This is a genomic window from Ralstonia pickettii (genome assembly GCF_000607165.1).
Lineage (GTDB): Bacteria > Pseudomonadota > Gammaproteobacteria > Burkholderiales > Burkholderiaceae > Ralstonia > Ralstonia holmesii.
The window spans coordinates 253,685-276,846 of sequence record NZ_JFZG01000008.1 but is presented as its reverse complement, the minus strand read 5'-3'; the positions used below and the strand labels follow the sequence as shown (position 1 = coordinate 276,846).

The 23,162-nt window shown below is 65.0% G+C and carries 22 protein-coding genes and 1 tRNA gene; 8 read left to right on the top strand and 15 right to left on the bottom strand.

Annotation, left to right across the window (positions count from 1 at the left end):
• The first annotated feature begins 64 nt into the window (after positions 1 to 64).
• Genes ahcY through BG83_RS0112730 form a run of 4 tightly spaced genes read left to right on the top strand, consistent with a single transcriptional unit; the run spans position 65 to position 3,249 of the window.
• Complete coding sequence (gene ahcY / locus BG83_RS0112745; RefSeq protein WP_024977089.1) at positions 65 to 1,489, top strand: adenosylhomocysteinase; 1,425 nt, start codon at positions 65 to 67, stop codon at positions 1,487 to 1,489.
• 55 nt (positions 1,490 to 1,544) lie between these two features.
• Positions 1,545 to 1,889: a phage holin family protein gene (locus BG83_RS0112740; RefSeq protein ID WP_004628357.1), complete on the top strand. Its 345-nt coding sequence runs from the start codon at positions 1,545 to 1,547 to the stop codon at positions 1,887 to 1,889.
• A gap of 10 nt (positions 1,890 to 1,899) precedes the next feature.
• Positions 1,900 to 2,730: a methylenetetrahydrofolate reductase [NAD(P)H] gene (gene metF / locus BG83_RS0112735; protein ID WP_024977088.1), complete on the top strand. Its 831-nt coding sequence runs from the start codon at positions 1,900 to 1,902 to the stop codon at positions 2,728 to 2,730.
• A gap of 30 nt (positions 2,731 to 2,760) precedes the next feature.
• Positions 2,761 to 3,249 (top strand): TfoX/Sxy family protein, encoded by a 489-nt coding sequence (locus tag BG83_RS0112730; protein ID WP_024977087.1) that lies wholly within the window; start codon positions 2,761 to 2,763, stop codon positions 3,247 to 3,249.
• 4 nt (positions 3,250 to 3,253) lie between these two features.
• Here the strand turns inward: BG83_RS0112730 and BG83_RS0112725 are convergent, their stop codons facing one another.
• Together BG83_RS0112725 and BG83_RS0112720 are read right to left on the bottom strand one after the other, a co-directional pair.
• Positions 3,254 to 3,868 (bottom strand): pyridoxamine 5'-phosphate oxidase family protein, encoded by a 615-nt coding sequence (locus BG83_RS0112725; protein ID WP_024977086.1) that lies wholly within the window; start codon positions 3,866 to 3,868, stop codon positions 3,254 to 3,256.
• Positions 3,869 to 3,885: 17 nt separating this feature from the next.
• Positions 3,886 to 4,479: a 5-formyltetrahydrofolate cyclo-ligase gene (locus BG83_RS0112720; protein ID WP_024977085.1), complete on the bottom strand. Its 594-nt coding sequence runs from the start codon at positions 4,477 to 4,479 to the stop codon at positions 3,886 to 3,888.
• Positions 4,480 to 4,668: 189 nt separating this feature from the next.
• On the opposite strand from BG83_RS0112720, the gene BG83_RS0112715 reads away from it, so the two are divergent.
• From BG83_RS0112715 to BG83_RS0112700, 4 genes are all read left to right on the top strand, one after another.
• Positions 4,669 to 6,621 carry a lytic transglycosylase domain-containing protein gene (locus BG83_RS0112715; RefSeq protein WP_024977084.1) on the top strand — a complete coding sequence of 651 codons (1,953 nt, stop codon included), beginning with the start codon at positions 4,669 to 4,671 and terminating at the stop codon, positions 6,619 to 6,621.
• A 185-nt stretch (positions 6,622 to 6,806) separates the two neighbouring features.
• Positions 6,807 to 7,811, top strand: a complete 1,005-nt coding sequence (locus BG83_RS0112710; RefSeq protein WP_024977083.1) for a complex I NDUFA9 subunit family protein — start codon at positions 6,807 to 6,809, stop codon at positions 7,809 to 7,811.
• Between the two features lie 224 nt (positions 7,812 to 8,035).
• On the top strand, positions 8,036 to 8,725 hold the full coding sequence (locus BG83_RS0112705; RefSeq protein ID WP_024977082.1) for a glutathione S-transferase family protein: 690 nt from the start codon (positions 8,036 to 8,038) through the stop codon (positions 8,723 to 8,725).
• Between the two features lie 50 nt (positions 8,726 to 8,775).
• Entirely contained in the window at positions 8,776 to 10,008 is a 1,233-nt protein-coding gene (locus tag BG83_RS0112700; RefSeq protein ID WP_419177607.1) for a multifunctional CCA addition/repair protein, read from the top strand.
• Positions 10,009 to 10,038: 30 nt separating this feature from the next.
• On the opposite strand, the gene BG83_RS0112695 is transcribed toward BG83_RS0112700, so the two are convergent.
• The 13 genes from BG83_RS0112695 to fmt all read right to left on the bottom strand — a co-directional run bounded on the left by BG83_RS0112695 (position 10,039) and on the right by fmt (position 23,154).
• Positions 10,039 to 10,944 (bottom strand): glutamate/aspartate ABC transporter substrate-binding protein, encoded by a 906-nt coding sequence (locus BG83_RS0112695; RefSeq protein WP_024977080.1) that lies wholly within the window; start codon positions 10,942 to 10,944, stop codon positions 10,039 to 10,041.
• A gap of 83 nt (positions 10,945 to 11,027) precedes the next feature.
• Entirely contained in the window at positions 11,028 to 11,864 is an 837-nt protein-coding gene (locus BG83_RS0112690) for a 3-keto-5-aminohexanoate cleavage protein (RefSeq protein WP_024977079.1), read from the bottom strand.
• Complete coding sequence (locus BG83_RS0112685) at positions 11,858 to 13,213, bottom strand: aspartate aminotransferase family protein (protein ID WP_024977078.1); 1,356 nt, start codon at positions 13,211 to 13,213, stop codon at positions 11,858 to 11,860. Before BG83_RS0112685 ends, BG83_RS0112690 begins: the two co-directional genes overlap by 7 nt.
• Positions 13,214 to 13,229: 16 nt before the next feature.
• Positions 13,230 to 14,138, bottom strand: a complete 909-nt coding sequence (locus tag BG83_RS0112680; protein ID WP_024977077.1) for a MurR/RpiR family transcriptional regulator — start codon at positions 14,136 to 14,138, stop codon at positions 13,230 to 13,232.
• A gap of 182 nt (positions 14,139 to 14,320) precedes the next feature.
• The gene (locus tag BG83_RS0112675) at positions 14,321 to 14,626 is read right to left on the bottom strand and encodes a hypothetical protein (RefSeq protein WP_024977076.1); all 306 of its coding nucleotides are present in this window, start codon (positions 14,624 to 14,626) and stop codon (positions 14,321 to 14,323) included.
• A gap of 287 nt (positions 14,627 to 14,913) precedes the next feature.
• A tRNA-Phe gene (locus BG83_RS0112670) sits at positions 14,914 to 14,989 on the bottom strand.
• A 67-nt stretch (positions 14,990 to 15,056) separates the two neighbouring features.
• On the bottom strand, positions 15,057 to 15,770 hold the full coding sequence (locus BG83_RS0112665) for a response regulator (RefSeq protein WP_024977075.1): 714 nt from the start codon (positions 15,768 to 15,770) through the stop codon (positions 15,057 to 15,059).
• A 36-nt stretch (positions 15,771 to 15,806) separates the two neighbouring features.
• Positions 15,807 to 18,278, bottom strand: coding sequence for a sensor histidine kinase (locus BG83_RS0112660; RefSeq protein ID WP_024977074.1), 2,472 nt, complete (start codon positions 18,276 to 18,278; stop codon positions 15,807 to 15,809).
• On the bottom strand, positions 18,275 to 19,048 hold the full coding sequence (locus tag BG83_RS0112655; RefSeq protein WP_024977073.1) for a DUF4390 domain-containing protein: 774 nt from the start codon (positions 19,046 to 19,048) through the stop codon (positions 18,275 to 18,277). The genes BG83_RS0112660 and BG83_RS0112655 overlap by 4 nt, the downstream gene beginning before the upstream one ends.
• A gap of 13 nt (positions 19,049 to 19,061) precedes the next feature.
• Positions 19,062 to 20,393, bottom strand: a complete 1,332-nt coding sequence (gene rsmB / locus BG83_RS0112650; RefSeq protein ID WP_024977072.1) for a 16S rRNA (cytosine(967)-C(5))-methyltransferase RsmB — start codon at positions 20,391 to 20,393, stop codon at positions 19,062 to 19,064.
• A gap of 104 nt (positions 20,394 to 20,497) precedes the next feature.
• Positions 20,498 to 21,358: a zinc metalloprotease HtpX gene (htpX, locus tag BG83_RS0112645; RefSeq protein ID WP_024977071.1), complete on the bottom strand. Its 861-nt coding sequence runs from the start codon at positions 21,356 to 21,358 to the stop codon at positions 20,498 to 20,500.
• 120 nt (positions 21,359 to 21,478) lie between these two features.
• Positions 21,479 to 22,135: a LysE family translocator gene (locus tag BG83_RS0112640; RefSeq protein WP_024977070.1), complete on the bottom strand. Its 657-nt coding sequence runs from the start codon at positions 22,133 to 22,135 to the stop codon at positions 21,479 to 21,481.
• 35 nt (positions 22,136 to 22,170) lie between these two features.
• Positions 22,171 to 23,154, bottom strand: a complete 984-nt coding sequence (gene fmt / locus BG83_RS0112635; protein WP_024977069.1) for a methionyl-tRNA formyltransferase — start codon at positions 23,152 to 23,154, stop codon at positions 22,171 to 22,173.
• Positions 23,155 to 23,162: the final 8 nt, after the last annotated feature.

The following is a 23,162-nucleotide window of genomic DNA, read 5'->3' as shown; positions in this document are numbered from 1 at the left end:
TATGGGCCCCGTCTCAGTGGTTATCTCCCTGCGTGCGGTCACCCATCTTTTCCGGAGTGATCCAATGAACGCTGTCACCGAACTGAAACACGATTACCTCGTCGCCGACATCAAGCTGGCTGACTGGGGCCGCAAGGAAATCGCCATCGCCGAGACCGAAATGCCCGGTCTGATGGCGATTCGCGACGAGTTTGCCGCGAGCCAGCCGCTTAAGGGCGCGCGCATTGCCGGCTCGCTGCACATGACCATCCAGACCGCCGTGCTGATCGAGACGCTCAAGGCGCTGGGCGCCGACGTGCGCTGGGCCTCTTGCAACATCTTCTCCACGCAGGACCACGCTGCCGCGGCGATCGCCGTATCGGGCACGCCGGTGTTTGCGTTCAAGGGCGAGTCGCTCAAGGAATACTGGGACTTCACCCACCGCATCTTCGAATGGGCCGACGGCGGCACGCCGAACATGATCCTGGACGACGGCGGCGACGCAACGATCCTGCTGCACCTGGGCGCCAAGGCTGAGAAGGACGCTTCCGTCATTTCGAAGCCCACCAGCGAAGAAGAAACCTTCCTGTTCGCGGCCATCAAGGAAAAGCTGGCCAAGGACGCGACCTTCTACAGCCGCAACCTCGACGCCATCAAGGGCGTGACCGAAGAAACCACCACGGGCGTGCACCGCCTGTACCAGATGGCCCAGCGCGGTGAACTGCGCTTCCCGGCCATCAACGTGAACGACTCGGTCACCAAGAGCAAGTTCGACAACCTGTACGGCTGCCGTGAGTCGTTGGTCGACGGCATCAAGCGCGCGACCGACGTGATGATCGCCGGCAAGGTGGCGATCGTGGCCGGCTACGGCGACGTGGGCAAGGGCTCGGCACAGGCACTGCGCGCGCTGTCGGCGCAGGTGTGGGTGACCGAGATCGACCCGATCTGCGCACTGCAGGCCGCCATGGAAGGCTATCGCGTGGTCACGATGGACTACGCCGCCGAGCACGGCGACATTTTCGTCACCTGCACGGGCAACTACCACGTCATCACGCACGACCACATGGCCAAGATGAAGGACCAGGCCATCGTCTGCAACATCGGCCACTTCGACAACGAGATCGACATCGCCTCCGTTGAGAAGTACCAGTGGGAAGAGATCAAGCCGCAGGTCGATCACGTGATCTTCCCCGACGGCAAGAAGATCATCATCCTGGCCAAGGGCCGCCTGGTGAACCTGGGCTGCGCCACGGGCCACCCGTCGTACGTGATGAGCAGCTCGTTCGCCAACCAGACCATCGCGCAGATCGAGCTGTGGACGGAAGCGCAGAAGGGCTCGAACAAGTATCCGGTGGGCGTCTACACGTTGCCCAAGCATCTGGACGAGAAGGTCGCGCGCCTGCAGCTCAAGAAGCTGAATGCGCAACTGACCGAGCTGACCGACCAGCAAGCCGCATACATTGGCGTGAGCAAGGAAGGCCCGTACAAGGCTGACCACTACCGCTACTAAGCCGTACCTGCCGGCGGCATTCCCAGCCGCCGGCTCTCCAACCGAGGACTCCTCCATGAGACTGCTCGCTGTCTGGGTCATCAACGCGCTGGCGTTGCTTCTTGTCGCCTATCTGCTCAAAGGCATCCATGTCAACGGCTTCGGCTCCGCGCTGATCGCGGCGCTCGTGCTGGGTCTGGTCAACACGCTGATCCGCCCGATCCTGGTGATCCTCACCCTGCCGGTGACGCTGCTCACGCTCGGGCTGTTCATCTTCATCATCAACGCGCTGCTGTTCCTGTTTGTCGGCAACCTGCTGGCAGGCTTCCAGGTGGCAAGCTTTGGCGCGGCGCTGCTGGGCTCCATCCTGTACAGCGTGATCTCGTGGCTGCTCTCGAGCCTGCTGCTGCGCGAGGCTTAAGGTTTCTGTCATGCAAGATCGTCAATTCAGTTTCGAATTCTTCCCGCCCAAGACGGCGGAAGGCGCCGAGAAGCTGCGCAACACACGCGCGCAGCTTTCGCCGCTCAAGCCCCGCTTCATCTCCGTGACGTTCGGTGCGGGTGGCACCACGCAGCAGGGCACGCTCGACGCCGTGGTGGAAATCCAGCGCGAAGGCATCGAAGCGGCGCCGCACCTGTCGTGTGTCGGCTCGTCACGCGAGAGCATTCGCGGCATCCTCAACACGTATCGCGAGCACGGCATCCGCCGCATCGTTGCGCTGCGCGGCGACATGCCCTCGGGCATGGGCGAGATCGGTGAATTCCGCTTCGCCAACGAGCTGGTCGAATTCATCCGCCAGGAAACCGGCGAGGCTTTCCACATCGAAGTGGCGGCCTATCCGGAATACCACCCGCAGTCGCGCTCGGCGCGCCACGATCTGGAGAATTTCGCCCGTAAGGTGAAGGCCGGTGCCAATTCCGCCATCACGCAGTATTTCTTCAACGCGGACGCGTACTTCCAGTTCGTGGACGACGCACGCAAGCTCGGCGTGGAGGTGCCCATCGTGCCCGGCATCATGCCGATCACGAACTCGTCGCAGCTCATGCGTTTTTCCGAGATGTGCGGCGCGGAAGTGCCGCGCTGGATCGCCAAGCGCCTCGAGGGCTTCGGCGACGACCGTGAATCGATCCGCGCCTTCGGCCTGGACGTGGTGACGGCCATGTGCGACCGCCTGCTGCAAGGCGGCGCGCCGGGCCTGCACTTCTACACGCTCAACGCCGCCGGTTCCACGCGCGCCATCTGGCAGCGTCTGGGCCTGTAAGCAGAAAGCAGCAAAGCAAAGGAGATCGTCATGGCAGCCGCACCCGATCCGCTGATCGCCTGGTTGCTTGACGAACTCCGGCCGCTCGCCGCGCAAATCGGCGAGATCCGCGCGCGCCGGATGTTCAGCGGTGCGGCGCTGTATTACGACGACATCGTCTTTGCGCTGGTGCTGCGCGGCACGTCTTACCTGCGCGTGGACGACCTCACGCGCGAACGTTTTCTCGCTGAAAAATGCACGCCGTTCAGTTACGAGCGCAACGGCCGCACCATCAGCATGACCGGCTATCTGAGCACGCCGGCAGAGGCGCTCGACGGCGGGCAGCCGTTGCGCGACTGGGCACGGCTGGCGATTGAAGCCGCGTTGCGTGACGCGAATGCGAAGGCGGCGAAGCCGAAGCGCGCCGCAGCAAAGACTGCCAAGGCCCAGAAGATCACAAAGACAACGGCGGCCAAAAAGGCCGCAGTCAAGAAAGTGCCTGCCAAAAAGGTTGCCGCAAAAAAGACAGCCAAGCGCTGAACGCTCAGTACAGCGTTGTCTTCAGGCGCTCGGGCAATTCCCGATCGTAGGCGTCGCCATCAAATGCGCCACCGCTGATGTGCTGCAGGATCTTGCCTGCGGTGGGCACGGCGAGCTTGGTGTCGCGCGCGCCGCGCTCCCAAAGCTTTGAGCGCACCAGCGCCTTCGAACAGTGGAAATACACCGTCTGCACCTGCACGAGGATTACGCTGCGCGGCAGCTTGCCCTGCACGACAAATAATGCAAGCAATTCCGGGTCAGCCGAAATAGTGGCCGTGCCATTGACGCGCAACGTTTCACCCACGCCCGGCACGATAAAGAGCACCGACACGCGCCCGTCTTCGACGATGTTGCGCAGGTTGTCGATGCGGTTGTTGCCGGGCCGATCGGGAATCGCCAGCAGGCGTTCGTTGAGGATGCGCACGAAGCCCGGCGCATCGCCCTTCGGCGAAGCATCCGTGCCTTGCGCGCCCACCGACGACAGCACGATGAACGGCGACGCCTCTACGAACGCGCGGTAGTCGGCGTTCAGGTGGTCGATCTCCTTGAGCAGCGAGCGTGGGTTCGGAGCGCCATACACGGCTTCCAGGTCGGCAACGGTTTTCAGCGTGTGGGGCATGGGCTTCCTGTGCGGGGTTAAAACGTGCCGCGCTCGGTGACGATGCAGTCCAGCGCGATGTCGTGCGGTTGCGGTGCGATGGATTCCACGCGGTTCACTTCATATGCCACGCCAATCGTGCGCGGGCGATGCCCGGCGGCATGCAGCGCAGCCAGCGTGCGGTCGTAGAAGCCGCCGCCGTAGCCGATGCGATAGCGTTGCCAATCAAAGCCCACGCACGGAATCAGCAAGGCATCGGGCGTTTCCATCTCGCCCGAGCGGGGGATGGGGATGTTGTAAGCGCCCGGGATCATTTCACAATCGGGCGTCCATCGCCGAAACTGCAGGGGAGAAAACTTGTCAGTCACCACAGGCAGCAGTGCATGGCGCGTAGCGTCAGCCGCCAACCAGTGGCCCAGCACAGTCAACGCATCGAACTCTCCCTGCGTTGGCCAGTAGGCGGCCAGGCGTTTGATGGGCAGTGCGTTTAGCAACCCAGCCAGGTGATGCGCCAGCGCGGCATTGTGTGCGACACGGTCTGGCAGCGCAGCGCGTGCATCGAGCAACATGGTGCGCAGCGTGCGGCGCGATTCGATTGGCGTGGTGGGATTGGCCGGATCGTGCGTACTCATTGGATGTGGCCTCTCGCCGGTTCACGATCCGTAGCGAGCGGCCCGAGGTTGGTGCGAGAAGCGCAGTCGTACACGTGTACGGCGAGCATCGCAGTGCCAAGATCGGGCCGCGCAGTCGGATCGTGAATTGGCGCTAAGGCTGACATGGGATAATTCGGCGGACCTAACAGTGATTGGATGGGGCAGGAGATGACATTGAAGGCCAAGGCAGTATATCGCGCGGTAGCGCTGGCTTTTGCAGGCATGGTCGGCATGAGCGTGGTCGGCCCGACGCCGCTGGCGATGGCCGCCAAGCGCCAGGCGCCGCAAGGCATTCCGGCCAATCCGGACGATGCGTTTGTCGAGTTGCGCAACGCTGCGCGTCGCAACGATGTGTCGCGCAGCTGGGAGCTGGCCGACAGCCTCTCCGATTACCCGATCCAGTCTTACGTGCAGTATTTCCGCATCAAGCCGCAGCTGTACGATGCCAGCGGCTATGCCCGCACCGACGCGCCGGAAGACGAAATCCGTTCGTTCCTGCAGCGCTACAAGGGCGAGGCGATTGCCGACCGGCTGCGCAACGATTGGCTGCTCGTGCTCGGCAAGAAGCGCGACTGGGCCACCTTCGATGCCGAGTACCCCAATTTCGTGCTGAAGGACGATACGCAGGTCGAGTGCTATGCGCTGCTCTCGCGCGCCATGAAGGGCCAGAACGTGGCCGCCGATGCGCGCAGCACGCTGTCGGATCCCAAAGGCTATGGCGAAGGCTGTGTCGACCTGATCGGCTATCTGGCGCAGTCCAAGCAGTTCACCCGTGCAGATGTGGCGTTTGCGGCGCGGCTGTCGCTGGAGCAGAACCTCGTCACGCAGGCATCGCGTATTGCGGCGGTGCTGCCGGAGGGCGATCGCGTAGACAACGACACGCTGGCCAACGTGACGCGCATGGCGCGCAATGATCCGTCCCAGGCGACGGCGTATCTGCTGGCGCAAAGCGGCGGCCTGTCGCGTGAAGAGCAAGGCGCGGGCTGGGGCGTGATCGGCCAGTACGCCGCCAAGAAGCAGACACCCGATGCGCTGGATGCCTACCGCCGCCAGATGACGCTCGGCGGCGATGCCTACCTGTCGGACGATTCGCAGGAGTGGCGTGTGCGCACTGCCCTGCGCGCGGGTGACTGGAAGATGGTGCGCCAGGCCATTGAAAAAATGCGCCCCAGCCTGCGCGATCGTGATCCCGCCTGGACGTATTGGTACGGCCGTGCACTCAAGGCCGACAACCGCAACGATGAGGCCCGCCAGCAGTTCCAGGCGATCGCAGGCCAGTTCAATTTCTATGGCCAGCTGGCGCAGGAAGAACTCGGCCAGCGCATCACCGTGCCGCCGCGCACGACCGTGACCGACGCCGAGATCGACGTGATGGGCCGCAACCACCCGGGCTTTGGGCGTGCCAAGAAGCTGTACGACCTGAATCTGCGCTTCGAGGGCAACCGTGAGTGGAACTGGGAGCTGCGCAACATGAGCGACCGCGAGTTGCTCGCCGCAGCCGAATATGGCCGCAAGCTGGGCTTGCTCGATCGCACCGTCAACTCGGCGGACAAGACCAAGACCGAGCACGACTTCTCGCTGCGCTTCCCGACGCCGTACCTCAGCGTGGTGCAGCGCAACGCCGATGCCGTGGGCTTGGACATTGCCTGGGCCTACGGCCTGATCCGCCAGGAGTCGCGCTTCATCATGGATGCGCGGTCGTCGGTGGGCGCCTCGGGCCTGATGCAGGTGATGCCGGAAACCGCCAAGCACATCGCCAAGAAGATCGGCCTGCCGGGGTTCCGCGTTTCGCAGATGAGCGACATCGATACCAACGTGCTGCTGGGTACGGCCTACCTGTCGATGATCCTGACCAACCTGGACAGTTCGATCACCCTGGCTACCGCCGGCTACAACGCGGGCCCCGGCCGTCCGAAGCGCTGGCGCTCGACGCTCGCGCGGCCGGTGGAAGGTGCGATCTTCGCCGAGACGATTCCATTCAACGAGACCCGCACGTATGTGAAAAACGTGCTGTCGAACGCGACGTACTACGGCGCGTTGCTGACGGGCCGCCCGCAGTCGCTGAAGGATCGCCTTGGCAAGGTGGCGCCGGAATCCGTGACGCCCGACGACCTGCCATAAGCGCCCCGATCGTCATCCCGCCGTCACATCAAACGCCCGCCGCAACGCGGGCGTTTTTTCTCGGGTGTGTGCGCTGGCTGGCGCACAGAAGTGTGGCTCGCAGCACGCCGCATCGACATATCTTGGGGGCGATCGCCTTCGGGATGTATTGTGGTGTTGCCCCCTCCCGTCTTGGAGATGCCTCTATGCAGCCCTCCAATCTGCTCGTCTTTGGCGGTACCGGTTTTATCGGTTCGCAGTTGCTCTCACGGCTGGTGACGGAGACGTTTTCCGCGCCCGGCTTACCCGAGGGCCGGATCATCGTGCCCACGCGCGATCCTGAGTCTGCCCGCGCGCACAACCTCACGCTGCTGCCGCGTGTGGACGTGATGGACGCCGACATCTACGCCGACGATGCCCTCGACGCGCTGTTTCTGGCGCTGACCGAGCGCGGCGGCGAGCACTGTGCCGTCATCAACCTCGTCGGGGTGCTGCAGGATGCGCGCGAGATGCCGTACGGGCCGAATTTCCAGCGCGTGCATGTCGATCTGCCTCGCCGCATCGTCGCCGCATGCCGACGCCATGGCGTGAACCGGCTGCTGCACATGAGCGCGCTGGGCGCCGACCCCGCCGGCCCGTCGATGTACCTGCGCAGCAAGGGCGACGGCGAACGCGTGGTCATGAACAGCGAGCTTGACTGGACGGTGTTCCGTCCGTCGGTGGTGTTCGGCCCGCGAGATCATTTCCTGAATCTGTTCGCGAGCATGCAGCGCATGGCGCCGTTTGTGCCGCTGGCTTGTGCCGACGCGCGCTTCCAGCCTGTATACGTGGATGACGTGGCCGCCGCGTTCATCAATGCGCTCAAGAAGCCCGCGACGATCCGGCATGCTTATCCGCTGGTCGGGCCGCGCGTCTACACCCTGGCGGAGCTGATGCGCTTTGCCGGACGTGCCAGCGGCCACCCGCGCTGGATCGTGCCACTTCCCGAAGGCTTGGGCCGTATGCAGGCCGCGTTGCTTGAGCATCTGCCAGGCGCGCCCATCTCGCGGGACAACCTCGACTCCATGCGCGTGGACAACGTCAGCATGGAACCGGTCGCCCCGGAACTCGGCATCCACCCGCTCGGCATGGAAGCGGTAATGCTGCCCGCGCTGGCCGGTTTTGGGCCGGACCGCGGATTGCGTGCTGCACGCACAAGGGTCCATCGCTAGGCGCTACGGAAACCCGGAGTATTGGCGCGTTTGTGAATCCGCTTCACAACCGTGGCCAATCCGTTTCATTTTGTGGCGGTGCAGCGCAAGGCTAGAATGGTTTGTTCGCCTTCGCGCTGCCGCTCGCCGCTTCCGATACAACAAGACTAGAGCGCCCCGGCATTCCCGCGCGATGCTGGCGGGCTCCCACAACAATTGCTGTGCACTCTCCAAGGACGGGAATCATGAAACTGGTCATCGGCAACAAGAACTATTCGTCGTGGTCGCTACGCCCGTGGCTGCTCGCCAAGCAGGCCGGCATTCCGTTCGAAGAGATCCGCGTGCGCCTGCTGAGCGAGACCTTTGCCGCCGACGTGGCACGTCATTCGCCGGCCGGCCGCGTGCCGGTGCTGGTGGACGGCGACATGAACGTGTGGGATTCGCTCGCCATCTGCGAGACGCTGGCCGAGCGCTTTCCGCGCGCGCAACTGTGGCCGCAAGACCCGAAAGCCCGCGCGCACGCCCGCTCGATCTGCGCTGAAATGCACAGCGGCTTCACCAACCTGCGCAACAACATGCCTATGAACGTGACGGCCGTGCTGCCCGGCATGGGCTGGAACGTGGCCGTGCAGCGCGACATCGACCGCATTGCAGCCATGTGGACCGAGCTGCGCCAGAAGTACGCAGCGGAAGGTCCGTTCCTGTTCGGACACTTCACGGTGGCCGATGCGTTCTACGCGCCGGTGGTCAGCCGCTTCGCCACGTACGGCGTGCGTCTGCCGGAGGCCGCAAAGACCTACGCCGATTACATCCTCAACCTGCCCGCCATGCAGGAGTGGATTGATGGCGCACGCGCCGAGCATGACTTCCTCGCCGACGACGAGCCGTATCGCACCGCGCCGGACGAAGACACGCTGGTTGCCGCCAATCAATGACGGAACGCGCAACACAGACCGAGGCCATCGTCGATCCGGCCACGCACGGACTGGATGTCTATGCCGTGGGCGGCGCCATTCGTGACGCGCTGCTCGGGCTGCCGGTGCAGGACCGGGACTACGTTGTGGTCGGGGCCACGCCCGAAGACATGGAAGCGCGTGGCTTTCGTGCCGTCGGCAAGGATTTCCCGGTGTTCCTGCACCCGGCCACGCATGCCGAATACGCGCTCGCCCGCACCGAGCGCAAGACGGCAGCCGGCTACAAAGGTTTCTCGGTCTACTACGCGCCGGACGTCACGCTCGAAGACGACCTCATCCGCCGCGATCTGACCATCAACGCGATGGCGCAGCGCGTGGCGGAAGACGGCGCGCTGGTCGGCCCCGTCGTCGATCCGTATGGAGGACAGGCTGACCTGGCCTCGCGCACGTTCCGGCATGTATCCGATGCGTTCATGGAAGACCCGGTGCGCATCCTGCGCCTGGCGCGGTTTGCTGCGCGCTTTGCCGACTTTCATGTCGCGCCCGAAACCAACGCGCTCATGCAGCGCATGGTGCAGGCCGGCGAAGTCGATGCGCTGGTGCCTGAGCGTGTGTGGCAGGAAATTGCCCGCGGCCTGATAGAGGCTCATCCGCAGCGCATGTTTGCCGTGCTGCGGGATTGCGGTGCGCTGGTGCGCCTGCTGCCAGAGCTTGACCGGCTGTGGGGCGTGCCGCAGCGCGCCGACTATCACCCCGAAGTCGATACCGGCGTGCACACCATGATGGTGATCGAAACGGCCGCAGCGATGGCGACGTCGCTGCCGGTACGCTTTGCCGCGCTGGTGCATGACCTCGGCAAGGGCACGACGCCTGAGGACATCCTGCCGCGCCACATCGGCCACGAAGAGCGCAGCGTGCCCCTTATCGACGCGGTGTGCCAGCGCCTGCGCGTGCCAACGGAGTGCCGTGAACTGGCGCTGGTGGTCGCGCGCGAGCACGGCAACATCCATCGCTGTGACGGCTTTGATGCAGCGGCGCTGGTACGCCTGCTGGAACGCTGCGATGCGCTGCGCAAGCCCGATCGTTTCCGTCAGGCCCTGCAGGCGTGCGAGGCAGACGCACGCGGCCGTCTCGGGTTTGAAGACCGCAGCTATCCGCAGACAGCGCGTCTGCTGCGCGCACTCCAAGCCGCGGCATCCATCGACGCGGGCGCTGTCGCCAAGCGCTATGCCGACAACCCGGCGCACATCAAACAGGCCGTGCATCAGGCCCGCATCGAGGCCGTTGCGCAGGCCGGCGTCTGAGCTGCCACCCAGAGCCGGCCGTGCGGCCGCTTACTCGAATGGCGTGTCGCTCGGATTGGCGTACAGCGCCTTCAACTGATCGTTCATCGGGAAGTTGAAGTTCAGGTTCTTGGGCGGCACCGGCTTTTCGAACCACTTGGCGTAGAGCGTCTTGATCTCGCCGCTCTTCATCACGCCGATCATCGTGTCGTCCACGAGTTTCTTGAACTGCGGATCGTCCTTGCGCAGCATGAAGCCGTAGGCCTCGAACGATTGCGGCGTGCCGGTCACGACCCAGTCGTCAGGCTTTTGTGCCAGCGTGCGTGCGCCGGCCAGCAGCACGTCATCCATCATGAACGCCGCCACGCGGCCGCTTTGCAGCGTGAGGAACGATTCACCGTAATCCTTGCCGCTGATCACGTTCATGTTCATCTTCTTCTCGTCGTTCATCTTGCGCAGGATGCGTTCTGACGTCGTGCCCGCGTTGGTGATGACGGACTTGCCCGCCAGGTCAGGGAAGTCTTTCACGCCCGATTTCACGTTGGTCAGCAGGCGCGTGCCGGCGATGAAAAAGGTGGTCGAAAACGCCGTCTGCTGCTCGCGCGATTTCAGGTGCGTAGTCACGCCGCACTCCAGATCCACCGAACCGTTCTGCACCAGCGATGTCCGGTTCTGCGACGTCACCGGAATCTGCTTGATGTCCAGATTGGGCTTGCCCGTCTTCTTCTTGACGGCGTCGATCACGCGCGAGCAGAGGTCAGCCGAGAAACCGACGATCTCGTTCTTGCTGTCGCGGTAAGAAAACGGAATCGACGACTCGCGCACGCCGATCAGGATCGTGTTGCTGTCCTGGATCTTCTTGAGCGTGCCGTCCAGGGCCTGCGCGTGCGCGCTGATCGCGAGCAGGCTGGCCAGCGCTAGCGGGATGGATCGGATACAGCGGGTGGTCAAACGCATACTTCCTCCAGTGGTTGTGGTGCGCGGCCTGTTGTGTTGCGGCCGTCTGTGCTTTGGCTTCGTGGTGATGAGTGCGGAGAGTCTTAGCGGCCGAACCAGCTGCGCAGCTCTGCGGCGCTGGCCACCGGCCGATGCAGCGCGTCGAGATGCCGTCGCAGGTTGGTGACGAGTGCCGCGTTGTCGGGCGCCGTGCTGCCGTCGGGCAGCGCCATGTTGTTTTCGAACCCCAGGCGCGCGTGGCCGCCCAGCAGCGCTGCGCTGAGCGCGCATTCGGCTTCGCGCGGGCCGAATGCGCACATCGCCCACGGCACGTTGGCGGTGATGTCACCGCCGTCAGCCCACGCCTGCAGGAAGGGCAACAGATCCGACGGATCGGAGCGCTGACCTGCGCTGTAGCGGCCGAGCACGAACAGCACCCAATGCGGTGTGTCGGGCAGCACGCCCTGCGCACGCAGGTCGCGGTAGCGCACCACGTCGTCGGCGGAATAGAGGATGTACTGGATGGCCGTGCGTGCGGCGGCAAGCTCGCCAAAGAAACGCGCGGCTTGCGCTTCGTGCGCGGCATCGGGCGCCAGCTCCCGCAGCGCGGCGGAAATCGCTTCGGGCTGCAGCGCACGTACCGAGGCCATCTGCTGTTCGGGCGTGTAGATACCAACGGCCTCGGTGGTGATCTGAATCACCAGCGCATCGCCCACGGCGCGTTGCACGGCGGCGATGGCCGGGCGGTAGTCGTCAGGCGCCAGGCTATGCGTGCCGTCGGGACGGCGCACATGCAGATGCAGCATCGCGGCGCCGGCATCCACACATTGGCGCGCGCAGGCGGCCAGTTCGTCGGGCGTGATCGGCAGCGCGGGGTGATCGGCGTGCGTCTTGCGCGCCCCGTTGGGCGCCACGGCGATGGCGATGGGTTTGGTCACCATGCGGCCTCCTGCGCCTTGACGGTGGCGGCGTCAACCGCATCGCCCAGCCGCTCGACGATGGCGTCGATGTCCTGCGCGCTGGCAATGAACGGCGGTGCCAGCAGGATGTGGTCGCCGCGCCGGCCGTCAATCGTCCCGCCCATCGGATACACCATCAGGCCGCGCTGCATGGCTTCGGCCTTCACGCGTGCGTGCGTCTTGCATGCTGGCGCCATCGGCGCCTTGGTCGCGCGATCCGCCACCAGCTCCACGCCGACGAACAGCCCTCGCCCGCGTATGTCGCCCACATGTGCGTGGTCGGCAAAGCGCGCGCGCAGCGCCGCACGCAGTTGTTCGCCACGCGCCTGCACGTTGGCGAGGAGGTTGTCTTCCTCGATCACCTTCTGCACTTCCAGTGCCGCCGCGCACGCCGTGGCGTGGCCAATGTAAGTGTGGCCGTGCTGGAAGAAGCCGCTGCCGTTCGTGATCGCGTCGTAAATGCGGCGATTCACCAGCGTCGCGCCGATCGGCTGATACCCGCCGCCCAGCCCCTTGGCAATGGCGACCATGTCTGGCACCACGCCATCTTCCTCGTATGCGAACAGATAGCCCGTGCGGCCCATGCCGGACATCACTTCATCGAGCAACAGCAGCACACCGTGACGGTCGCACACCGTGCGGATCTTGCGGAAGTAGTCGGCCACGGGCGGCACCGCGCCGGCCGTGGCGCCCACCACCGTCTCGGCGACGAAGGCCGCGACATTTTCCGTGCCGAGTTCGACGATCTTCGCGTCCAGTTCATCGGCTAGACGCTGCACGTATTGCGCGTCGCTTTCGCCATCCAGGCGCTCGCGATACGCATAGCACGGCGAGACATGGTGTGCCGGCACCAGCAGGGGCAGGAACGGTTCGCGGCGCCACGCGTTGCCGCCGATCGCCAGCGCGCCCAGCGTGTTGCCGTGATAGCTCTGACGCCGCGCGATGAAGTACTGGCGCTGCGGTTGTCCAATCTCGACAAAGTACTGGCGTGCCAGCTTGAGCGCCGCCTCGATCGCTTCGGAACCGCCAGAGACGAAGTACACGTGATCCAGATCACCCGGCGCGGCCGCGGTCAGGCGCGCAGCCAGTTCTTCGGCCACGTCTGTCGTGAAGAACGAAGTGTGCGCATAGGCCAGCGCGCGCACCTGCTTGCAGATGGCGTCCACCACGCGCGGGTGACCGTGGCCCAGACACGAGACGGCGGCACCGCCGCAGGCGTCGAGGTAGCGCTTGCCGTCGGAGTCGATGAGGGTCATGCCCTCGCCGCCGACAGCGATGGGCAGCGTCTTGCGCGGGTCGCGGTGGAAGACGGAGGTGGTGGACGGTGTCATGGACGGTCGGGAGGGTTCAACGTTGGGTGGGCGGCACGGCGACTGCCGCTTCACTGCGGCGGGCGCTGCGCACGTAGGCGGCTTGTTGCTTGAGCTGGGCGTCGCTGTCGGCAAGGTGCGTGAGCGCGGTTGGGCCGGCGTGGCGGAACCACGTCATCAGCAGCGCATCGAGCAGCGCCATGGGCGCGGCCAGCGAATGGAAGAACGACGGAATGGCGACGGGCGCGACGAGCTGTTGCCACGCCAACTCGGCACCGGGGGCAATGGCGCTGTCGGTCACATACACGAGGCGCGCACCGCGCGCATGCGCGTACTGCATCGCCTCGATGACTTCGCGCGTGTACGGATCAAAGGTGACGGCCACGACGATGTCGCCGTCGCCGCAAAAGCGCAGCGGGTCGGCCAGCGTGTTGCCGCTGCCGGCGCACAGCGTGACCTTGTCGTCGAACAGTTGAGCGGCGTAACCGAACGCATGCGTTAGCGCCAGGCAACTGCGCGCGCCCAGCAGATAGACCCGGCGCGCCTTGCAGAGGGCAGCGGCCACGGTATCCAGCGCCGCCAGGTTGGCTGGTGAAAACGCCGACTGCACATGCGCGCCGATGGCCATGCCGATGCGTTCGGCCTCCGAAGCGCCTGCCGCATCGTCGCCCTGCAGCGCGTTGGCGCGGCCGGCAAAGCCGTCGGCCTGCTGGCGCAGGTGGTTCACGCAGATATCGCGCAGCGCGGCAAAGTCATCAAAGCCCAGCGCGCGCGCCAGACGCGAGAACGTGGCCGGCGGCAGGTCGCAGCGGCGCGCCAGGTCCCGCATCGAAAGCAGGGCGATGTCGTGCTGGTGTGTCTCAAGCAACATGGCGGCACGCTGCAGTTGCGGAGAGAGATCGCCGGCGCGGTCGCGCAGCGTTTGCATGAGCCCATCGAACGTCATAAGGTGATCGCATTGATTCAACTGTTTCGTAAACTACGCAACTGAAACAATTGAGTCAATATCGGATTCACCCTTTGGGCCGCGCACGAAAACAAAACGGCCGCACCTCAAGGCGTGCGGCCGTAATGGGCAAACAAAAACGGAGGCCGAAGCCTCCGTCAGGGATGTGTGATGCGCGCGGCTCAGGTTGCCGGGGCGTCGAGCTGTTCCATGCGGAACTGGAAGAAGCCTGCGCCGATCAGTCCAAGCAAGCTCAGCGCCATGCACGTGCAGGCCAGAATCATTACCGCGCCCAGCGACGAAACCCCGCTCATGAGCGGCGTATGCATCAACGCCGACAGATTGCCGCCAACCCACATGGCCGCGACGAGGGCCATCAAACACGTCAGCGCTGCGGCATTGCGCAACCACGTCAACCGCGTCTTGCGGCTGATGCCGTCGAAAGCGTGGAAATGGAAGTGGTGGTGACCGGTGCCAACGAGTGCCATGGAGAATCTCCTTGTGCTTGCCGTTTGATAGCGTTGAGTCACTATACCGAGACCTGCGACAGTTTGGCGCAGTTTACGCCGCTAGGTATACCCTGAGCTGCGCTGCGTCAAGAGGTGCGGTTACATTTTTTGTGGGTGCGACACTGCGCCGCAGATCGGCGACTGGCGCGGCAAATCGGGAGATGGCGGGTGCGGGCGAATTGCACCGCAGAAATGAAAAAAGACCTCGCGAGGAGGTCTTTTTTGTTGCCCTGCAAAATCGATCGATCTTGAAGTGCGAAGAATTTTGGTGGCCTGGGGCGGAATCGAACCACCGACACGCGGATTTTCAATCCGCTGCTCTACCAACTGAGCTACCGGGCCAAGCAAAGAGAGGCAAGTATGACAGGGTTGGTGCCCAGTCGTCAAGCATCTCTGGGCACTTTGATGATCAGGCGGCGGGCTCGCCCTTGTTGCGAGAGAGTTCGACGCCCAGTTGTTTGAGCTTGCGGTACAGGTGGGTCCGCTCCAGGCCGGTTTTTTCGGCCACGCGGGTCATGCTGCCGCCTTCGCGCTGCAGGTGGTATTCGAAGTAGGCGCGCTCAAACAGGTCGCGCGCTTCGCGCAGCGGCATGTCGAACGAGAACTGCATGCCGCCGCCCTCGGCTGCGCGAGTCGGTACGCCATTGATATCGGCGCGATCGAGCGCGGCAGGCGTACCTCCTGCTGCGGCGTTGGGCATGGCACCTGCGAGTCCCGCCGCCGGTGTGGCAGCCGGCGTTGCCGAGCGCGGCTTTTCCTTGCTGCGCGACAAGCCCTGCTCCACCGCCGTCAGCAGCTTCTGCAGTGCGATGGGCTTCTCCAGGAAATTCAGCGCGCCGATCTTGGTCGCCTCGACGGCGGTGTCGATGGTGGCGTGGCCCGACATCATGATGACGGGCATGGTCAGCAGACCTTGTGACGCCCATTCCTTGAGCAACGTCACGCCGTCGGTATCCGGCATCCAGATATCGAGCAGGACGAGGTCGGGCGTTGCGTTCGCGCGGTATTCGCGCGCGCGCTGAGCGTTCTCGGCGACTTCAACAACGTGCCCTTCGTCTCCGAGGATTTCGGAGAGCAACTCCCGGATACCCATTTCGTCGTCGACAACGAGGATGGTGGCCATGCTTTTCCTCTATGTGCGGCGGGATTGCCGTCCGCGCTACGCGAGTTTTACGAACAGTATGGAAACCTGGGCGCCGACGATGTCGGTACCCGATGTGCCCGATGTTGTGCTGGATTGGCGGTTGCGCAATTCGATACGCGCTCCGTGCTCGTCCATGATTTTCTTCACCATGGCCAAGCCCAATCCTGTGCCCTTGGCTTTGGTCGTGACGTACGGCTCGAAGGCGCGGTTGAGGATGCGGGAAGAGAACCCGCCGCCATTGTCCGCGATCGCAAGCCGCACGGCTTGACGCCGCGCGCCCGAGGCGTCGTCGTATTCTACCGTGTCAGTTTGCAACATGACATGCGGAGCGGGTCGCCCGGCCGCTTCATTCTCGGCCACGGCGTCCTGCGCATTCTGCAGCAGGTTGTGGATGACTTGGCGCAGTTGCGTCGGGTCACCCTTGATGAGCGGCAGATTGGCGCCCAGCTTGGCCTCGATGATGGGATGATCGCGGCGGTCAGGGTGATCGATGCCGTACAGGTGCAGCACTTCGGTGGCAAGCGCGTTGAGGTCCAACTCCTGCAGCATGGCCGGTGGCGTGCGGGCGTAGTCGCGGAAGTCATCGACCATGCGCTTCATCGCCGACACTTGGTTGACGATGGTGGTGGCGCCGCGTCGCAACACCTCGGCGTCGGCATCCGACAGCTTGGGTGAGAGCTTCATCTCCAGGCGCTCGGCCGAGAGCTGGATGGGCGTGAGCGGATTCTTGATTTCGTGTGCGAGGCGCCGCGCAACCTCGCCCCACGCCACCGAGCGCTGCGCCGAGATCACGTCGGAAATATCGTCGAACACCACCACATAGCCGCGTTCGGTGCCGTGCGAGCCCACTGACGGGCCGGGCAGGCGCGTGCCACGCACCAGCAGCGTGAGGGGTTCGTCTTCGTCTTCGAGCGGAATTTCGACCTGCTTCTGCCAGTGGGCCACTGCGCCGCCGGCGGCTGTGCTTGCGTCTTGTTCAGCGAAGGCCTGTTCGACCACCGGCGCGAAGGCTGCCACCGGCGTGATGCTGGTCAGCGCCTGGCCGACCCACGCGCCGAAGGGCTGTTTGAAGATGCGTTCGGCACCCGGGTTGGCAGTCAGCAGTACAAAGCGATGGTCGAACACGAAGACGCCCGCGGTCAGGTTGGTCAGTACGCTCTCAAGATAGGCTTTCGATTGCTCGAGTGCCGCGCGATTCTGCTCCACGGCGCGGCGCGCGTCGGCAAGCTGCCGCGTCATCTGGTTGAACTGTTGGGTGAGTACACCCAGTTCGTCACGCGTATGCAGTTCCCGCTTGGGCGAGAGATCGCCTTCGGCCACTTCGCGCGTGCCCTGGAGCAGCATTAGCAGCGGTCGTGCCAACTGCGCGCCCAGCAGCAGCGCCAACATCACCGCGATGAACACCGCCAGGAACAGCGTGAGCGTGAGCGTGCCGATGTACATCTTGCGCAGACCCGTGCGGCCGAGCGCTTTCTCCTGGTATTCCTGATAGGCGCGCTGGACGGCGTCAGCATTGCGGGCGAGCGCCTGCGGCACCGGCTGCACGAGCTGCAGGAAGCGTTCGTCGCGGCCGCTTTCGCCGATCAGGCCAAAGCCGCGCGACGTGCTGCTGCCATCTTCCGGCCGGCGATCCGCCAGCAAACCGGTGCCGGCCCATTTGCGCGCCGGCGTGTTCAGCCCCAGGGCGGGCTCGTCGCGGGACGACGTGCCCAGTGCCACCACCACATGCAACTGATACAGATCGCTGCGGCGGCTGTTGTTGCGTGCCGCAGGTGCCGAGGCGGCCGGAGCGGAGGCGCTATCGGTTTCGCTATCGCTGCCGCCTTCCAGGCTGGCATAGCCGCCCGGCGCGCGAGCCTGCTCGAGCACCGCCTGATCGGGCAGGTTCGGGACGAGCGTGTCGTAGGTGTTCGACGCGGTGGCGATCACGCGACCACTGGCGGTGAAGATGGTCGCCTCCTGCACGCCGAACTGCTCGCGCAATCGATTGAGCGTGATGGCCGTGGCCGAGGCGGACCCATCGCCCACTTGCTCCGCGATCAGGCGCCCCTTGTTCTGCAGATCGGCCAGCGCCGTGTCCATGGTCGAGCGGCCGAGGTTGAGGCCCGCTTCCAGCGCCGATTCGACCTTCACGTCGAACCACGACTCGATACTGCGCGACACGAACTGCAGCGACACCAGATAGATCAGCACCCCCGGCAGCACGCCCACCACGCCGAAGAACACCGCCAGCTTGGTCATCAGCCGCGTGCCGAACTTGCCGCGCCGCGCGCGCAGTGCCAGCGCCAGCATCAGCCCGCCGATAATCACCACCAGCAGCACCCCGATGACGAGGTTGACCTTGTAGAGCAGCGTGAAATACCGGTCGAAGAACTCGGTGTTGGCCGATGCGGCAGCCAGCAGGCCCACCAACACGATCGCAAGGAAGACGATGGTGCCCGCCACCACCTGATAGAGCAGCCGCTTGTAGCTGCGATCGAAGATCATTTGGCGGGCGCCAGCAGCGGGCCTGCGCTGGACGGGCCGGCGCTCATGCCCCAGCCCGGATTGGGCGACAGGCCCGCCGAGCCGGAAGCCGGCGAGGAAGATGCCGGTGCGCTGGCCGGTGGCGCCGCAGGTGCGGGCGCGGGGGCTGGCGGCGGCTCATTCGGCACCAGCAGGCTGAAGCGCTTCCATTCGGAGCTGAGATTCCAGTCGCGCGTGTTGACGGCGTTGATCTGGAACGGCTTGGGCAACTGCGTCACGTCCAGGCGCATGCGCACTTCGGCCTGCACGGTCTCGCCGGACTTGACGGCGCGTTGCTCGAACACGCGCCAGCCGCGCACGTGCTGCATGAAGTCGACGGCGTCTTTCAGACGCGAGAACGGCACCTGCAGGCCGCCGGTCGACACGCGGTACTGGCGCGTAAGCGGGTGATACGACAGCCGCACCACGCGCGTGGCGCTGATGGCGTGGTCATCGAACCAATACCAGCGCGGGCGGATCAGCTCGAATTCGACGAGGAAGTAGAGCGCGATGCCCTTGTTCACCGCGTCTTCGAGGTTGCTGGGCAGATCGAAATCGAAATCGGCGGAGAGGTTCCAGGCGCCGTCGGCGTATTCGAGCTGGGCCCGGTTGATTTCGATGGATTGTGCGGATGCCGTGACCGGGCACCACAGGAACAGCATGCCCAATGCGACTAGCGTGACCAGTCGTTGCAGAATCTGCCGGAACCGGGATTGCAGCAGCCGGATCAATGGGCGAAGGATGACAGTCACAACGGTCGGTGCATCAGGGCCGTTTCTGGAAAACCGCGTAAAAGAAGCCGTCGTGATCGAGCGGCAAGGGCGCCGCGCCGGGGGCGAACCTGCTGGCCTGCGCCGCATCGGGCGAGACCGGCAGCAACTGGCCGGGCGCGTGCAATCGTATCGCATCTTCCAGATGGCGTTCAAACCATTGGGCCTGGTCTTCGCCTTCCGTCGGAAAAATCGAACACGTGACATAAACCAACTTGCCACCCGGCTTCAGGCATGCCCAGAGGGCGCGCACGATGTCTCGCTGCAGGCCAGCCAGCGCCTTGAGGTCGGCCGGGCGACGCAGCCAGCGGATATCCGGATGGCGCCGCACGATGCCGGCGGCCGAGCACGGCACATCGGCCAGGATACGGTCGAATGGTCGGCCGTCCCACCAAGTGGAGGGCTTGGCCGCATCGCCGATGCAGAGGGTGGCGGTCTGGTCCAATCGCGCGAGGTTTTCGCTGATGCGCACGGCGCGCGCGGCATCCGACTCAAGCGCCGTCACGTCCAGGCGGTCAGCCAGCTCAAGCAGATGGCCCGTCTTGCCACCGGGTGCGGCGCAGGCATCGAGCACGCGCTGGCCGGGTGCCACGTCGAGCAGCGTTGCCGCCAGTTGCGCACCGGCGTCCTGCACGGAGACATCGCCGTCTGCAAAACCCGGCAGTTCGGAAACGGGGACGGCGCGGGCAAGGCGTACGGCCTGTTCGCCGATGCGCTCGGCCTCGATGCCAGCTTCGGCCAGGCGTGCGAGATACGCGTCGATGGCAACGCGGCGCGGGTTCACGCGCAGCACCATCGGCGGCCGGCGGTTGCCTGCAGCCAGAATGCCTTGCCATGCGTCGGGATACGCGCTGCGCACGGCGTCGATCCACCACATCGGGTAGTTGGTGGCGGCCGACGGGTCTGCCTGCATGTCTGCGACCAGCGTATTTTGCTCGCGCAAAAAGCGGCGCAGCACGCCGTTGACCATGCCCTTGCCGTGCGAAAGCTTCGGGTCGGCCGATGCGGCCGTGACGGTCTGGTCCACCACAGTGAACGGCGCGTACGGCAGCGGATCGTCCAGTAATTGCGCGAGCGCCACGTGCAGCAGGTTGGCGGCGCCTTCGGCAGGTGGGCGCGGGATCAGCGTGCGGATCAGCCAGTCGGTGCTGCCGAGCCAGCGCGTGGCGCGGTATGCGAGATCCTGGACGGCACCCCGCACCGGTGCGGGCTGGCCCTGGCACACGGCGTCAATGGCCTGGGGCAATGCCATGCCCTGCCGCAGCTTGCCCAGTGCAACAGCGGCAAGCGACAAGGCGTGGGCGAGGGAATCGGGCGGCAGGCGCATCGGGCAGCAGGAAATCAGGCGAACAAAAATGCAACGAGCCCGCGATGGGCGGGCTCGTGCGGACTGCGGAAGTATAAAGGAAGCGCCCGGCCGGGCAGCCGCTTTTACGCCGGATATTGCCCCGTCTGCGCCATCTGCATCAGGCGCGCGATGCGCTCTTCCGTGGCCGGGTGCGTGCTGAACAGGTTGGCCAGGCCGCCGCCGTGCAGGGGGTTCATGATCATCATCTGCGCGGTGGCGGGGTGGGCTTCAGCGGCGGCAAACGGAATGCCGGCGGCATAGCGGTGGATCTTGTCCAGCGCCGAAGCCAGCGCCTGCGGGTCGCCGCTGATGGTGGCGCCCCCACGGTCGGCTTCGAACTCACGGGCGCGGGAAATCGCCATCTGGATCATCGCTGCCGCCAGCGGCGCCAGGATCGCCACCGCAATCCCGGCGATCGGGTTGGCCGGGCGGCCTTCGCTGTCGCGGCCGCCGAAGAACACGGCAAAGTTGGCCAGCGCCGAGATCGCACCGGCCATCGTGGCCGAGATGGTCGAGATCAGGATGTCGCGGTGCTGCACGTGCGCCAACTCGTGCGCCATCACGCCGCGCAGCTCCCGTTCCGACAGGATATTGAGGATGCCGGTGGTCGCGGCCACGGCGGCGTGCTCCGGGTTGCGGCCGGTGGCGAAGGCGTTGGGCTGGGCCTCGTCGATGAGATAGACGCGCGGCATGGGCAGGCCGGCGCGGCCGGCAAGCTCCTGCACCAGCCGATAGAACTGCGGCGCGCTGGTCTCGTTGACTTCCTGCGCGTTGTACATGCGCAGGACCATCTTGTCGGAGAACCAGTACGAGAAGAAATTCATGCCCAGCGCGAACAGCAGCGCCAGCATCATCCCGCTGCGTCCGCCGATCATGCCGCCGATGACGATGAACAGCGCGGTGATCGCTGCCATCAGCATGAAGGTCTTGATCCAGTTGAACATGGGGGCGTGGCTCCTGTGGGTCTCGGGTTTTACGACTTTGTTAGATCGCGATAATCGCTGAAAATTCAAGGGTTTGCGCGGGATTTGCGCGATATTTCGCCGCAGATGACGCTTGACCCATCAACGGGTGGTGAACGCCAGCCGTGCGCCAAGCCCAATGAATGCCGTGCCGACAACGCGATCGAGCCAGCGCTTGATGCCCGGCTTGCCCGCCACGCGGCGCGTGACGCTGGCGGCCACCCACGCCACCAGGCTATTCCAGATCGTCGACATGACAATGAACACCGCACCCAACGCCAGGAACGCCAGCGCCTTGTGCGCGGCGTGTGGGTCGACGAATTGTGGGAAGAACGACAGGAAGAACAGCACGACCTTCGGATTCAGCACATTGGTGAGAAAACCCTGCATGAACAGAGACTTGAGCGGACGCGGGCGCTTGGCGGCGGAAGCTTCCCCTTCTTCGACGGGGGCGTCGTCGCGCTCGGGCGGCGCCAGCAGCATGCGGCCGCCCAGGTAGATCAGGTACGCCGCGCCCACCACCTTGATGACCGTGAAGGCCACGGTGGATGCCGCCAGCAGCGCCGTCAGCCCGAACGCCACTGCCAGCACGTGCACGCAGCAGCCCGCCGATACGCCTAGCGCCGACAGCAGCCCCGCTGCCCGTCCTTGCGAAACGCTGCGCCCGACGATGTAGGCCGTGTCGGGCCCAGGCGTCACATTCAGCAGAAACACGGCCAGCATGAAGAGCGGCAGATTGACGATGCCCAGCGCGGTCATGGCGAAATCCTCTTCTCTATATATAGGCGGGTCGGTTAACCGCGCGATGCGAAGCGCTGGCCAGGCTCGATTGCCAAGCCTTGCAGGAATTCGCGTGCGGGCAGGCGTTTGCCGCCAGGCTTCTGCAACTGGGTCACGCGGAGCGCGCCGGCGCCGCAGGCGATGGTGATGCCCTCGGCGTTGGCGGCCAGGACCGTGCCGGGTTCGGCATCAGCCGGGCGGTCGGCTAGCGCTTGCGCTTGCCAGAACTTGATCGTCACGCCATCGAGCGCGGCCGATGCGCCGGGAAACGGATTGAACGCATGCACCTGGCGCAGCAGCGCGGCGGCATGGCGCGACCAGTCCAGCGTGGCTTCGTCCTTGGCGATTTTTTCCGCGTAGGTGATGCCTTCGGCGGGCTGCGGCGTGGCGTCCAGCTTGCCGTCTTGCGCCAGTCTGGCGAGCGCCTCCACCACCATGCGTCCGCCGAGCGCGGCCAGCGTGTCGTGCAGCGTGGCCGTCGTGTCGGTCAGGCCGATGGGCACGCGTTCCATGGCGATCATGTCACCGGTGTCCAGGCCCGCATCCATCTGCATGAGGGTGATGCCCGATTCGGCGTCGCCCGCTTCGATCGCGCGATGGATGGGCGCGGCGCCACGCCAGCGCGGCAGCAGCGACGCATGGATATTGACGCAGCCAAAGCGCGGCAGGTCGAGCACTTCCTGCGGCAGGATCAGCCCGTAAGCGGCAACGACCATCACGTCAGGACGCTGGGCGGCCAGGGCGTCGATGGCTTCGGCGGCTTCTTGCGGATACTTGCCCGTGCGACGCAGCGACGGCGGCTGGAGGATGGGCGTGAACCCATGCGTTACGGCGTACTGCTTGACGGGACTCGCCTGCAATTGCATGCCTCGCCCGGCCGGCCGATCCGGCTGGCTCAGCACGGCAACGACGGGAAAGCCGGCCTGATGGATCGCCGCCAGGGCAATCTGCGCAAATTCAGGCGTGCCGGCAAACGCTACACGAAGGGTGGACGTCATAGATGGAG

Excerpts from the sequence above, each read along its gene's own strand:
- BG83_RS0112710 (WP_024977083.1), top strand. The coding sequence starts at position 6,807 with ATGCAGCCCTCCAATCTGCTCGTCTTTGGCGGTACCGGTTTTATCGGT.
- metF (WP_024977088.1), top strand. The coding sequence starts at position 1,900 with ATGCAAGATCGTCAATTCAGTTTCGAATTCTTCCCGCCCAAGACGGCG.
- BG83_RS0112690 (WP_024977079.1), bottom strand. The coding sequence starts at position 11,864 with ATGGTGACCAAACCCATCGCCATCGCCGTGGCGCCCAACGGGGCGCGC.
- BG83_RS0112740 (WP_004628357.1), top strand. The coding sequence starts at position 1,545 with ATGAGACTGCTCGCTGTCTGGGTCATCAACGCGCTGGCGTTGCTTCTT.
- BG83_RS0112675 (WP_024977076.1), bottom strand. The coding sequence starts at position 14,626 with ATGGCACTCGTTGGCACCGGTCACCACCACTTCCATTTCCACGCTTTC.
- BG83_RS0112720 (WP_024977085.1), bottom strand. The coding sequence starts at position 4,479 with ATGAGTACGCACGATCCGGCCAATCCCACCACGCCAATCGAATCGCGC.
- BG83_RS0112685 (WP_024977078.1), bottom strand. The coding sequence starts at position 13,213 with ATGACACCGTCCACCACCTCCGTCTTCCACCGCGACCCGCGCAAGACG.
- BG83_RS0112695 (WP_024977080.1), bottom strand. The coding sequence starts at position 10,944 with ATGCGTTTGACCACCCGCTGTATCCGATCCATCCCGCTAGCGCTGGCC.
- BG83_RS0112660 (WP_024977074.1), bottom strand. The coding sequence starts at position 18,278 with ATGATCTTCGATCGCAGCTACAAGCGGCTGCTCTATCAGGTGGTGGCG.
- htpX (WP_024977071.1), bottom strand. The coding sequence starts at position 21,358 with ATGTTCAACTGGATCAAGACCTTCATGCTGATGGCAGCGATCACCGCG.
- ahcY (WP_024977089.1), top strand. The coding sequence starts at position 65 with ATGAACGCTGTCACCGAACTGAAACACGATTACCTCGTCGCCGACATC.
- BG83_RS0112705 (WP_024977082.1), top strand. The coding sequence starts at position 8,036 with ATGAAACTGGTCATCGGCAACAAGAACTATTCGTCGTGGTCGCTACGC.
- BG83_RS0112730 (WP_024977087.1), top strand. The coding sequence starts at position 2,761 with ATGGCAGCCGCACCCGATCCGCTGATCGCCTGGTTGCTTGACGAACTC.
- BG83_RS0112715 (WP_024977084.1), top strand. The coding sequence starts at position 4,669 with ATGACATTGAAGGCCAAGGCAGTATATCGCGCGGTAGCGCTGGCTTTT.
- BG83_RS0112640 (WP_024977070.1), bottom strand. The coding sequence starts at position 22,135 with ATGACCGCGCTGGGCATCGTCAATCTGCCGCTCTTCATGCTGGCCGTG.
- rsmB (WP_024977072.1), bottom strand. The coding sequence starts at position 20,393 with ATGCGCCTGCCGCCCGATTCCCTCGCCCACGCCTTGTCGCTTGCCGCT.
- fmt (WP_024977069.1), bottom strand. The coding sequence starts at position 23,154 with ATGACGTCCACCCTTCGTGTAGCGTTTGCCGGCACGCCTGAATTTGCG.
- BG83_RS0112680 (WP_024977077.1), bottom strand. The coding sequence starts at position 14,138 with ATGACGTTCGATGGGCTCATGCAAACGCTGCGCGACCGCGCCGGCGAT.
- BG83_RS0112725 (WP_024977086.1), bottom strand. The coding sequence starts at position 3,868 with ATGCCCCACACGCTGAAAACCGTTGCCGACCTGGAAGCCGTGTATGGC.
- BG83_RS0112665 (WP_024977075.1), bottom strand. The coding sequence starts at position 15,770 with ATGGCCACCATCCTCGTTGTCGACGACGAAATGGGTATCCGGGAGTTG.